The following is an 11,963-nucleotide window of genomic DNA, read 5'->3' as shown; positions in this document are numbered from 1 at the left end:
CCGCGGTGCACGCGATCATCTTTCCGGCTGCCTGCCGCAGCTTCCTCAGCAACAACAGGAACAGGTCGGCATGAGCCCTCAAGCTCTCGTGACGGCCATTCTCCTAGGACTTGTGGTGGCGGCGTTCGGACTGTTCTGGTGGGTCGGCAGCTATTCCGATCGCGTGTTCGCAAACAGGTTCCGAACCCGCTTTCCGGAGAAGACGCTGAGCTACACCGGCGACCAGCTTGGCGAGCTGGTGCAGTCGGATCTGCGGATGAAATATGTCTTTCCGATCCTGTTTCCGTTCGATCTGATCGTCATGCTGGCGCTGGCGGGCGCGATGGGCGCGGCGTCATCGCACTGGCTCAGCCGGATCTATCCGTCCGCGGCGTGGCTCGGCCTGGTCGTGCCGGCGGTGTACCTGCTCAGCGATTTGATCGAGGATTGTCTCCTGGCATGGCTGCTGCTGCACGGCGACCCGCATGCGGCGGCGCGATCGGTCTCTATCCTGAAGGCGATCACGACGATCAAGCTGGTCGGCATCTTCGCCTCGATCGCGCTGACATTGGCTGCATTCGTCGGATGGCTGTTCCACGGCGAGTCGCTTGCCATCTAAAGCGCGGCTAGCGGCCTATTGATACGTCGCGACGATATCCGACACGGCGCGCTCGAGCTGCTGCGCGGTCGCGCATTGCCGCAACACGCTGCAGAAGGTCGCGTAGCGCGGCATCTCGGAATCGCCAAAACCCCAGACCATGCGGCCCTCGGGATTGAGCCAGACCAGCCGTTTGGAGCGCTCGTCGATCCGGCGCAGGATGTCGGCGCGCGGATCGAGATTGTTGCTGCGGGCGTCGCCGAGCACGATCACCGTGGTCTGCGGCGTGATCGCGCTCATCCAATTGTCCTCGAAATCGGCGAAGGAATTGCCGTAGTCGGACGAGCCGAAGCCGACCTTGGACATGATCTCCTTCATCGCCTCTTCCGGCGATTTCGATTCCAGGATGTCGCTGACCTCGATCAGGTGGCCCGAGAAGGCGAATGAGCGGACGTCGTCGACCACCTCGTGCAGGCTGTGGATCAGGAGCAGGAAGAAGTCCGAGACGCGGGCGACCGAGCCCGAGACGTCGCACAGCGCGACGATCTTCGGCCGGTCGCGATGCTTGCGCTTCCAGGCGGTGAGGAAGGGGACGCCGCCCCAGGCCGCGTTGCGGCGCAGCGTGCGGCGGACGTCGAGATGGCCGCGGCGCGGGCGCTTGCGCGGCTTGGAATAGCGCTCGCGCAGCCGGCGCGCGATCTGCCGGATCAGCGCGCGCATCTGCTCGACCTGCCGCGGCTCGATCCGCGCCAGCGGCGCATTGCGCAGGATCTCGTTGCGCAGATTCTCCGCTTCCTCGCGGCCGTAGAGCAGCAGGGCCTGCGAGACGGCGTCGCGAACGGTACCGCGCAGGCCGTTGAGCGCCTCCTGCAGCCGTTCGGCGAGCGCGGGATTGCGCGTGGTCTGGTCGTCGATGTCGTCGCGCAGGCGCTGGATTCCCATCGCATCGAGGATGCGGGTCTGGAAGATGCCGCGCTGGGTGAAGTAGCGGATATCCGGCAGCGAGGCGGCGCCGGAGGCATTGGCGATCGCGCTCGAAATCGCGGAGCGATCCTGCGACAGCAGCATCTGCGCCAGCGGCCCGACGTTCTCGCTGGCGGCGCCGCCCGACGCATCGCCATGCTCGTCGGCCGACGGGTTGGCGCCGGATTCGCTGCCGTCGTCGGTCTTGTCCTGCTCGGCGTTGTCCTGCTGCGGCTCGGGCTGGCTGAAGAACAGATCGAAGCATTCGCCGAGTGCGCGCTTCTCGTCCTGCGTCTTGGCCAGCGTCAGCAGGAAGGTGTCGCGCAGGATGTCGCGATCGGCAAAGCCGACCTGGGCGACCGCCCGCATCGCATCGATGCTTTCGGCGGGCGAGACCCGGACCCCGGCCCCCCGCGCCGCACGAAAGAAGCGATGCAGGTTCTCGCGCATCTTGGTCTAGCTGAACACGCCCTGGCGCGACGCCTTGGCGATGAAGGACGAAATCTGCGGCGTCGCGGCCTCGATATCGGCCTCGTATTTCAGCAGCACGTTGAGCGTGTCCCTGACGATCTCGTGGTCGAGCTCGCTCGCCTGCAGCAGCACCAGCACGCGCGCCCAGTCGATCGCCTCGCTGACCGAGGGCAGCTTCTTCAGGTCGAGCGAGCGGATCTCGTGGATGAAACCGACCATCTGCTTGCGCAGGGTCTGCGAGATGCCGGGCACCCGGCTCTCGACGATGCGCTCCTCCAGCTTCTGCTCGGGGAAGCCGATGTGCAGATGCAGGCAGCGCCGCTTCAAGGCGTCGCCAAGATCGCGCTCGCTGTTCGAGGTCAGGATCACGGTCGGCGGCGCCACCGCGGAGACGGTACCGAGCTCGGGAATCGTGACCTGGAAGTCCGAGAGGATTTCCAGCAGCAGCGATTCGAATTCGGCATCCGACTTGTCGATCTCGTCGATCAGGAGCACGCAGCCGGCCGGCTGCTCCAGCGCCTGCAACAGCGGCCGTGGCTCGACGAATTCCTTGGAGAAGAACACATCGCCGAAGGTGTGGAGCTGGTCGAGCGCAGCCGCCAGCGACTGCGCACCGCCGAGCACCTCGCCGAGCTTGTCCTTCAGGATCTGGGTGTAGAGCAGCTGCTTGGCATATTTCCACTCATACAGCGCCTTGGCCTCGTCGAGGCCCTCATAGCATTGCAGGCGGATCATCTTCATGCCGCGCCATGCGGCGATCGCCTTCGCCAGCTCGGTCTTGCCGACGCCGGCAGGGCCCTCCACCAGGATCGGCTTCTCGATCTGCTGCGACAGATAGACCGCGGTCGCGATCTGCCGGTTCGCAATATAGCCTTGCGCGGCGAGGCCGCTTTCCACGGCCTCGATCGAGGCGGTGGGCCTAGTGTCAGCCACGAGGATCAGCTCCGAATTTGCCTTGAACTCGGATCTGTTCTGCGCCCGTTGCGGACAAAGCACAAGGCTCGTTTGGCCCGCATAGCGCATGGTTCCGGGGTATTCCGCCAAGCGCAATACGGGCTACGCTTGTTAGCGTGTAGTTCGAACCTCCCCAAGGGGAGGTCGCTTTGCTCGCCAGAGCAAAGCGGGTGGGGATCTACTCTCTCCATCAACGCCGGCGTCTGCGGCTGACCCCCATCCCGACCTTCCCCCTTTCAGGGGGAAGGAGAAGAATCTCGTAGCCCGGCTACCGTCAACCCGCGCAGCTCTTCACGAAATCCTTGCGCTGAGGGCCCGTGATCTTCTGGTCGATGGCCTGCTTCAGGCAGTCGAGATGCGCCTGCGCCATGCAGAGCTGCATCTGGTCGTGCCGCTCCTGACCCTTCAGCGCCTTCGCCGCGCTCTGGCAGGCCGCGCGCTTCGCGCCGGGCACGGGCGCCGCCGTCGACGCGCTCTGTTGCGCGGGAGCTGCCACCGGCGCTGTTGTGGGGGCTGGTGTTGTCTGCGCGAGCGCTGCGACCGGGATCAGCAGCGAACCAGCGGAGACAAGGGCGACGACAAGACGTTTCATGGGAAGTGCCTCCGCGAGGCATGATCCGGAGAAGTGGACGTCGGTTTTCCGGAACGTCATGCTCAGACCAGGAAAGGGGTCACGATGCGATCGCGCCGTGACCCGGGGGGAGGCCGACAATTAGAAGCCGCCGCGTGAATGCGGCATGAACAGGCGCGTAGCCCGCTTCACCTCAGCGTGAGGCCGGTCGCGGCTTCAAGCTCGCCGATCGCCTGCGCGGCATTACCGACCTTGATCGTGGTCATGCCCATCTCGCGCGCCGGCTTCAAATTGACGCCGAGATCGTCGAGATAAACGCAGTTCTTCGGGTTCACCTGCAGCGTCTCCACCATCATCTGGTAGATGCGCGGGTCGGGCTTGCGCAGGCCGATCTTCGCGGACTCGATGACGTGGTCGAACAGCGCCATCACCTCGGCGACGTAGAGCGTGCGTCCGCTGCGGCTGCCGATCGCGTTCGCCGGCAAGTTGTTGGTGATGCAGCCGGTCTTGAATTTCGCCTTGGTGCGCTTCAGCGCCTCGACCATCTCGGGGCGCAGGTCGCCGGAGAGCAGCGGCAGCACGTCCTTGCCGCGCACCTCGGCGCCGAGCGCCTTCGATTCCGTGGCGAACAGCGCGTCGAATGCGTCGATATCGATCTCGGCGCGCTCGAACTTGGCCCAGGCGTTCTCGAGATGGTTGGCGGCGTTGGTGCGGCGGATGATGTCGATCGGCAGGCCGCGCTCGGTCTCATAGCGCGCGAACGCCTCGAACGGCGAGGTGGTCAACACGCCGCCGAAATCCCAGATCACTGCCTCGATCATGCTTTCCTGCCCAATGATGCGTTGCTTGAGGAGCGGCTAACACGGATCGCAGACCGGGACCAGCCCGATCCCGGCGCTTGTTCGGTGCTCGTTCGGCGCTTGGCGACCCGCGCGGAGCGGGCTATTGCTTCGCCGATGAAGACATCCCGCCTGATCCTCGCCGTTCTCGTGTCGCTGGTCTGCCCTCCGGCTTTCGCCATCGTCGGCGGCGGCGCGCCGTCGACGGATGGCGTTGCGCGCTCCGTCGTCACCATCGTCGGCTCGCGTGGCAATTTCTGCACCGGCGCGCTGATCGCGCCGAAGGTCGTGCTGACCGCGGCACATTGCGTGCAGCCCGGCGCCGATTACAAGATTGTTGAATATGGCGCGGACAGGCAGCCGAAGCTGCAGGACGTCAGGACGGTTGCGATCCATCCCGGTTTTCGGATGCAGGCGATGACCAATCATGTCGCGACCGCCGATGTCGCGCTGCTGCAGCTCGCGGCGCCGGCCGCAGGCAAGGCGCCGGCCGCGCTCGGCATGCCAAACATTCCGATCCAGGTCGGCGGCCGCTTCACCATCGCGGGCGTCGGCGTCACCCTGCGTGGTGACGGTAAAAGCGGCGGCGCCACCCGCGTCGCCGGCCTGATCGCGAGCGGCAAGCCCGGCACGTTGCAGATCCGTCTCGTCGATCCGGTCGGGCAGGGCGTGCGCGACGGGCTCGGGGCCTGCACCGGCGATTCCGGCGCGCCGGTGTTCGAGGACAAGCAAGGCGGCCCCGCAATCGTCGGCGTGGTGAGTTGGTCGACGGGACCGAACGGCGCCGCCGGCTGCGGCGGCATCACCGGCGTGACGCCGCTGACACTCTATCGCGACTGGGTGATGCAGACCGCGCGGCAGTGGGGTGCGAGCTTTTAGCCCCAAGATGCATGCTTCGGACAGACCGCACACTCGCAGTTCCGTCATCCTGAGGAGCGCGTAGCGCGTCTCGAAGGATGAACGGCCCAGAGCCGGGCCGATTCATCCTTCGAGGCTCGCTTCGCTCGCACCTCAGGATGACGGTGATGAATTTGCGATGAACCTAATGCCCCGCGGCCTTGTTCGCGGCGGCGTTGTTCAGCACGATCAGGCCGTCGACGGCGACGCCGAGCTTGCTGTTGATCAGGAACGGGTTGACGTCGATCGAGGCAATGCGGCCGTTGGCGTCCGCCATCAGGTTGGAGAGCCCGACCAGCGCCTTCACTGCCGACGGCTCGTGCAGCGCGGGCTTGCCGCGATAGCCCTTCATCTTGACGCCGGCCTTGGTCCTGGCGATCAGCTCCTTGGCCTCGGCGGCGTCGAGCGGCGCGCCGGCGAGCGCGACGTCCTTCATCAGCTCGATGTCGACGCCGCCGGTGCCGAACAGCACGACGGGGCCCATCTCGGCGTCGAGCGAGGCGCCGACCACGAGCTCGAGGTCGGCCTTGACCTGCTGCGCGATCAGGATGCCCTCGAGCTTAGGCTTGCCCTTCAGCTTCTTCGCCCGCGCAGTGATGTCGTTGAACGCCTTCTTCACCTCGGCCGCATTGGCGAGATTCAGCACCACGCCGCCGATATCGGATTTGTGCAGGATGTCGGGGCTGACCACCTTGGCGACCACCGGGAAGCCGATCTGCTTGGCGATCTTCACGGCCTCGGCCGCGGTCTGCGCGACCTCTTCCTTTGAGATCGGGATGCCGTAGGCCTTGAGCAGCTTCTTCGAGGCGACCTCGTCGAGCGCGGCGGCGCCGTTGGCGGCCTTCAGCGTCTTCTCCAGCACCGCGCGCGCCGATGCCTTCGAGCTCGAGGCGATATCGGGTACCTCCTTGCGCAGGCCGGCATATTCGATCAGCGACTTGATCGCGCCGACCGCGCGGTCGAGGCCCTGCATGACCGCGATATCGGGCAGCGACTTGCGCAGTCCCTTGGTGAATTCGGTGAAGCCGATCGACATCGCGCTGATATAGATCACCGGCTTGTTGGCCTCGCCCGCCATCTCGTTGACGATTCGCAAATTGCGCTCGCGCAGCTCGTGCGGCGCCTTCGGCAGTTCGGCATCGATGATGACGATATCGGTGTCGGGATCGTCGATCATGATCTTGATCGACTTCATGTAGACGGAGGGATCGACCACCGCGGCAAAGCCGGCGTCGAGCGGATTGCCGACGATGCTGCCGGGGCCAAGCATCTTCGCCAGCTGCTCCGAGGCGTTCGGACTCAGCGGCGCGAAGTTCAGCCCGGCGGAATAGAACGCGTCGATCAGGAGCCCGCGCTTGCCGCCCGACAGCGACACCGCCGCGAGGCGATTGCCCTTCGGCGGATCGGCATGCACGAAGCACTCGGTGGTTTCGATCAGTTCATCCAGCCCACGCACCCGGATCACGCCTTCGCGGGTCGAGATCGCATCGAAGGTCTCGATCGAGCCGGCGAGCGCGCCGGTATGCGCCATCGCCGCCGCGCGGCCGCCTTCGGAGGCGCCGAGCTTGAGCGCGATCACCGGCTTGCCGGCGGCGCGCGCGGCCTTGCAGGCATCGCGGAACACCTTCGTGTTCCTGACGCCTTCGAGATAGACCACGATGACACGGATGCTCGGATCGGCGGCGAAATAGCTCATCAGGTCCGGGGTCTCGAGGCCGGATTCATTGCCAGTCGTGACCATGTAGCCGACGCCGACCCCACGATCCTCCAGCGCCTGGCGGATCGCCATCACGATCGCGCCGGATTGGCCGGCGATCGCCACCGCGCCCTGCTCCATGGTGACGATGCGGTCGTCGATATTGGTGAACAGGTTCTCGCCGGCGCTGAGATTGCCGAGGCAATTCGGACCGGTGACCGCAAGCCCGGTCTCCTTGATCGCCTGCTTCAGCTCGACCGCGAGCCGCTGGCTCTCTTCATCCTGCAATTCGCTGAAGCCGGAGGTGACGATGGTCGCCGAGCGTGCGCCGGCCGCGGCCGCATCGCGGATCACCTGCACCGCAAACCGGGCCGGCACCAGCACCAGCACATGGTCGGGTTTTTCGGGAAGGCTGGCGAAGTCCTTGTAGCAGGTGACGCCCCAGATCGCTTCGCGCTTGGCGTTGATCGGATAGAGGCCGCCGGCGTAGCCGTATTTGACCAGATTGTTCCAGATCCGTTCGGCGTAATTGCCGGGCTTGTCGGTGGCACCGACCAGCACGATGTTGCGCGGATGCAGCATCGCGTGGATGCTCTTGACGATATCGCTGGCGTCAGCGGGCGGCGCCCATTCGTGGGACACATGAGACGCGGTGCTTGCGAAAGCTTCCATGGAGCCTGCCCTTATCCTTGTTGTCTTTGTTTCCTCTGGCCACGGCGGATCACCGTGAGGCGCGCGATTTTTCATTGTTTTTATGGCGAGGGAAAGGGGGTAGCAACTCATGCTGGCGCAGGTCAGGGCACCGCGCGCAATATCCCGGCAGGCGCAAAATTGATTGCCTATCAGGAACCCGATTCGCGCGGGCGCGAATCCGTTTCGATCAAGGTCGCGTGCAGCAAGTAACGCTCGGACCCCGATGTCAGCGCGTCGAACGGCCAGCAGGTCGACAGCACCAGTTCATGTCGGTCAGTCATCGGATCGATGCCGGATTGATCGAATCGGACCACCGAGCTGCGATCGGCCCGATAGCGAAACATCTTGCCGTCGCTGCGCGTGACGTCGATCTCGTCGCCGATTGTGACATCCCTCAGAAAGCGAAAATGCGTGTCGCGGTGCGCGGAATAGACCGCGACGCCCCGCTCGCCGGCATCGACAGTTTGTTCGACATGGCCGGGGCCGAACGCCAGCGCCTGGCCGCTGCTGCCGGCAAGCGCAATCGCGGAAGCGTGCAGGCGCTTCACCTCGATCCGCGCCACCGGCCAGGTATCGGCCCAGTTCCACGGCTTCACCGGCTGGCCGGTCGCGATGCTCTGCGCGAAGGCGCGCTCCAGCAGCACCTGCGCGAGCAGCGCCTTGGCATGGATATAGGCGCCCTGGCCGAACAGAATCAGGCCGATGAGGGCGAAGCCGAGGGCTGGGATGAAGCGGGGCATTGTTGCGCCTGTTGCTGTCATTCCGGGATGGTCCGAAGGACCAGACCCGGAATCTCGAGATTCTCAGGTGCGCAAGCGCGCACCATAGTTCGATGCTGCGCATCGCCCCGGAATGACATTGCGGGTTGAGGAAGAGTTGCGCGCGCGGCCCCTGGGGGACGGGTGGAAGGCCGCGCGCGCTCTTGAAGGAGGAGGCTGGGGGACACCTCCTCCTTTCATCCGACGTCATTGGGGCGACGTCTGACGCCGGTTGAACACCAGGAGGAGAAGACTGACCGTGAGCAGGATCACGCCCGCGATCATCTTCAGCTCCGCATCGGTCGCGGTCTTCGGCAGCTGGATCGTGCCGGGACCTTGTGTGGCGACCGGTGACCGCTTCAGCGCAGCGAGCTGCACCTTGCCGTCGCCACCGTCGGCGCGCCGCTCGCCCGGTACGGCCGGCAGACTCGGACGCTCGCCGAACACCTTCGCAAAATCCCAGCCGGCGGGCAGGTTGAGCGGGAGTTCGCTCAACTTCAGCGGCTCGCCTTCCGGGCGGCTCGGCGTCTTGTCGACCGCGACAAGGCTGGTCAGCCGCGTCACGAGCTGATGCTCCAGCGCCAGCGCGAGGATGGTCTTGTCGGCGTCCTCGGGGCTCTCCTGCCGCGTGGTGCGCGCGACCTCGGCATCGGCGATCTTGCGGCGCGCCCATAGTTTCGACAGGCCCTTGCCCTCAGCGGCATTCGCGAGCGGCAGCGTCACGCTCCACGAGCGGTCGCCGATGCGGCCCTTGATCTCGACTGAGCCGGCCAGCTTGTCGAGCTTGGCGGCCAGCACCAGCGGCTCGTCGCGATAGACGTCAGGCAGTGCCGACGGCGTCAGGTCGGCCGTCGCCTCGGAGAATTTCGCGGAGAGGCTAGTCACCGCGGGATTTTCCAGCTTGGCGAACAGGCCGCGCATGCGCTCGTCGACCTGCTCGACCGAGCCGATATGGGTGAAGGTGCCGCGGCCGAGTTCGGCGGCGCGCGTCATCAGATAGGTGTTCGGCGCCGAGCCGATGCCGACCATGAAGACGCGCGAGCGGCCGCGCAGCGCGCCGATGGTCTCGAACAATTGCTGCTCGTTGCCGATGGCGCCGTCGGTCAGGAACACGACCTGGCGGACGTAATTGGCGTCGCCATGGTTGGTGTCGGACAGCGCCGCGCGCATCGCCGGCACCATCTCGGTGCCGCCGCGGGCCTGCAGCGCGCTGACGAACGCCGTCGCATTGCCGATATTGGCGCTGTTGGCCGCGACCGGCGACGGGAACAGCGTGTCCATGGTGTCGTCGAACCGGATCACGTTGAAGCGATCGGTCGGCTGCAAGCGGCCGAGCGCGTAAATGAGGCTCGCCTTGGCCTGGATGATCGAGGTGCCGCCCATCGAGCCGGAATTGTCGATCACGAAGATCACTTCGCGCGGCAACGGCTTCTGTTGCGCCTGCTCGACCGACGGCGGGGTGACGAAGGCGAGCAGGTAGTCGGAATTGCCGACATGCTCGCGGAACAGCCCGACCGACGGCGCCTTCTCGGCGGCCGGCTTCCAGGTCAGCTCGAAATCACGATCGGCCGGCACCGGGCCTTCGGCGAGCTTGACGATGCGCGTGGTGCCGTCGGGGCTCTCGATCCTGACCTGGTGGAAATGGCTCTTCACCTCGCCGAGCGCGAAGCCGGCGTTCAGGTGCACCGTGATGTTGGTCGGATTGACCGGCGCATTTTCCGCCGGATCGAGCACTTCGCGCGCAATGCGGTCGCGGTCCGGCACGGGATCGGTTGACGTGGCGCCCCAGCCGTTGCCGTCGGCGCGAAGGTCGACGCTCTGCACCACCGGGCGCGGATTGTAGCGCGGGCCGACCACCATCGGCACCCGCAGCGAGAATTCGCTGCCGTTCTGCTGCACCGGCTCCTGATATTCGATCTGCACCAGCACGGTTTCGCCGGGGCCGATATTGGCGACCGAATTGGTGAAGATGTTGGGCCGCTCCTGTTCGGTCAGTGCGGCCTTCTGGCCGTTCTGCTTGGCCTGCTCGTAGACGGCGCGAGCCTGTTGCCGCTCCTTGATGTCGCCGACCACGACGCGGTCGCCGACCACCATCTTCAGCGTGTCGACCGCGCCGCCCGCCGGCAGCGGATAGACATAGGTCGCCTCCACCCAGTCCTTGGTCGGGTTGCGGAAGATCTGCGTGACGCGGGCGCGGACCGTCGGACCCGACACCGTGAGGTCGACGTCAATGCCGAGCCTGGTCGCGTCGGCATAGCCGTCGTCGGTCTTGAACAGCAGCGAGCCGGAACGCGCATCGCTCGGCCGCAGCACCGCCTGTCGCGGCAGCTCGGCCGACCACACCGGATCGAAGCTCACGAACAAGGCTGCAAAGCCGATCGCCAGCGCGGCCACACCTTCCACCAGAAAGAACAGCGCAATGCGCATCCTGCGCGACAGGCGGATCTGCGGGCTGCTCTCACATGCATCGTAAATCGTCATTTTCGTCACTCCCGAGCGAGGCTTTCGCTGCCTCGCGATCATGGAGAACGGCGGTTTTGGCGCGAGCAGAATGATCGGCAATGATTGGCCGCCGTCCGGCGCGGCCCGCCGCCGCGGGAGGCGGGTTTGTGCGGTTTGGTGATGGATTGTCCGGTCTGCTAGACTGCGCGGAATCAAGGGGAACCGGGCAGGAATCTGGATGCCGACGCCTGACAAGCAGCTATCCGCCGAGCAGAGCCAGCAGGTCGCGGAGACCATCCGCGAGGAAATCGCGCGCCGCCGCATCTCGCGGCAGGCGTTGGCCGAGCAGGCGAAGCTGAGCCTCTCGACGCTGGAGAAGGTGCTCGGCGGCCGCCGCCCGTTCACGCTGGCGACCACCGTGCGGCTGGAGCAGGCGCTGGGTGTGTCCTTACGCAAGCTGCCGGAGACGATCACGGTGGCCGCACCCGCCAATGGCGGGATCGCACCCGACAGCCTCGGGTCTTATTCGCGCCGCGCGGTGGCGCGGATCGAAGGGACCTACATCACGGTGCGGCCGTCGTTCGGCGAGCAGGGCGCGCTCTATGCCTATCGGACGGAGATCACCTGGGACGAGGCGTCGTCGTCGCTCGGCTTCCGCGAAGGCGAGCGGCAGGACGCCGACTATACGCAGTACGGCGAAGTCGCGGTGCCCAACGAATCCGGCTTCGTCTACCTCGTCACAAACAGGCATGGCCAGCATCGCGTGATCACGGTGTCGCGCCCGCGCAATTCCGGCGAGATGTACGGCATCATCACGACGCTGCTCGCCGGCCGCGGCTCGCTGCTGACGCCGGTCGCCGCGCCGATCGCGTTCCTGCCGGTGAAGAACGTGCCCAAGCCAAGCCTCGGCCGGGTGTCGGCGGATGATGCGAACTACGCCGCCTATCGCGAGCATTTGCGTCGAACGATCGATGAGCCGTTCGCGATTTTCTTGCCGGGATGACAACGGCAGAGTTAGGTCCGTCATCCTGAGAGCCTGACTGAAAAATGAGTGAGTGATCTCAGTGGGGTGTGATTCCATCGGATTTGCAGAGATTCGAGG

At 65.7% G+C, this 11,963-nt stretch carries 10 protein-coding genes; 3 read left to right on the top strand and 7 right to left on the bottom strand.

Going from position 1 to position 11,963, the window contains the following annotated elements; genetic code table 11:
* The first annotated feature begins 70 nt into the window (after positions 1 to 70).
* Positions 71 to 598 carry a hypothetical protein gene (locus J2R78_RS14520; RefSeq protein WP_253605138.1) on the top strand — a complete coding sequence of 176 codons (528 nt, stop codon included), beginning with the start codon at positions 71 to 73 and terminating at the stop codon, positions 596 to 598.
* A gap of 15 nt (positions 599 to 613) precedes the next feature.
* Here the strand turns inward: J2R78_RS14520 and J2R78_RS14515 are convergent, their stop codons facing one another.
* The 4 genes from J2R78_RS14515 to J2R78_RS14500 form a co-directional block, all read right to left on the bottom strand.
* On the bottom strand, positions 614 to 1,990 hold the full coding sequence (locus J2R78_RS14515) for a VWA domain-containing protein (RefSeq protein ID WP_253605137.1): 1,377 nt from the start codon (positions 1,988 to 1,990) through the stop codon (positions 614 to 616).
* A 6-nt stretch (positions 1,991 to 1,996) separates the two neighbouring features.
* A complete protein-coding gene (locus J2R78_RS14510) occupies positions 1,997 to 3,007 on the bottom strand; it encodes an AAA family ATPase (protein WP_375166739.1) in 1,011 nt (336 codons plus the stop codon).
* A 232-nt stretch (positions 3,008 to 3,239) separates the two neighbouring features.
* On the bottom strand, positions 3,240 to 3,557 hold the full coding sequence (locus J2R78_RS14505) for a hypothetical protein (RefSeq protein ID WP_253605135.1): 318 nt from the start codon (positions 3,555 to 3,557) through the stop codon (positions 3,240 to 3,242).
* A gap of 167 nt (positions 3,558 to 3,724) precedes the next feature.
* On the bottom strand, positions 3,725 to 4,357 hold the full coding sequence (locus tag J2R78_RS14500; RefSeq protein WP_253605133.1) for an HAD-IA family hydrolase: 633 nt from the start codon (positions 4,355 to 4,357) through the stop codon (positions 3,725 to 3,727).
* A gap of 135 nt (positions 4,358 to 4,492) precedes the next feature.
* On the opposite strand from J2R78_RS14500, the gene J2R78_RS14495 reads away from it, so the two are divergent.
* Positions 4,493 to 5,254: a trypsin-like serine protease gene (locus J2R78_RS14495; RefSeq protein ID WP_253605131.1), complete on the top strand. Its 762-nt coding sequence runs from the start codon at positions 4,493 to 4,495 to the stop codon at positions 5,252 to 5,254.
* Positions 5,255 to 5,417: 163 nt separating this feature from the next.
* On the opposite strand, the gene J2R78_RS14490 is transcribed toward J2R78_RS14495, so the two are convergent.
* The 3 genes from J2R78_RS14490 to J2R78_RS14480 all read right to left on the bottom strand — a co-directional run bounded on the left by J2R78_RS14490 (position 5,418) and on the right by J2R78_RS14480 (position 10,846).
* Positions 5,418 to 7,640 carry an acetate--CoA ligase family protein gene (locus J2R78_RS14490; protein ID WP_253605129.1) on the bottom strand — a complete coding sequence of 741 codons (2,223 nt, stop codon included), beginning with the start codon at positions 7,638 to 7,640 and terminating at the stop codon, positions 5,418 to 5,420.
* Positions 7,641 to 7,810: 170 nt separating this feature from the next.
* Complete coding sequence (locus J2R78_RS14485; RefSeq protein ID WP_253605127.1) at positions 7,811 to 8,401, bottom strand: class GN sortase; 591 nt, start codon at positions 8,399 to 8,401, stop codon at positions 7,811 to 7,813.
* A gap of 225 nt (positions 8,402 to 8,626) precedes the next feature.
* Complete coding sequence (locus tag J2R78_RS14480; RefSeq protein ID WP_375167119.1) at positions 8,627 to 10,846, bottom strand: marine proteobacterial sortase target protein; 2,220 nt, start codon at positions 10,844 to 10,846, stop codon at positions 8,627 to 8,629.
* A gap of 253 nt (positions 10,847 to 11,099) precedes the next feature.
* Here J2R78_RS14480 and J2R78_RS14475 point away from each other — a divergent pair, with 253 nt between their 5' ends.
* Positions 11,100 to 11,864 carry a helix-turn-helix transcriptional regulator gene (locus J2R78_RS14475; RefSeq protein ID WP_253605122.1) on the top strand — a complete coding sequence of 255 codons (765 nt, stop codon included), beginning with the start codon at positions 11,100 to 11,102 and terminating at the stop codon, positions 11,862 to 11,864.
* Positions 11,865 to 11,963 lie beyond the last annotated feature (99 nt).

The organism is Bradyrhizobium sp. USDA 4538 (genome assembly GCF_024171045.1).
GTDB classification, from domain to species: domain Bacteria; phylum Pseudomonadota; class Alphaproteobacteria; order Rhizobiales; family Xanthobacteraceae; genus Bradyrhizobium; species Bradyrhizobium australafricanum.
The sequence above is the reverse complement of the archived record's forward strand: the minus strand, read 5'-3'. Positions and strand labels throughout refer to the sequence as shown.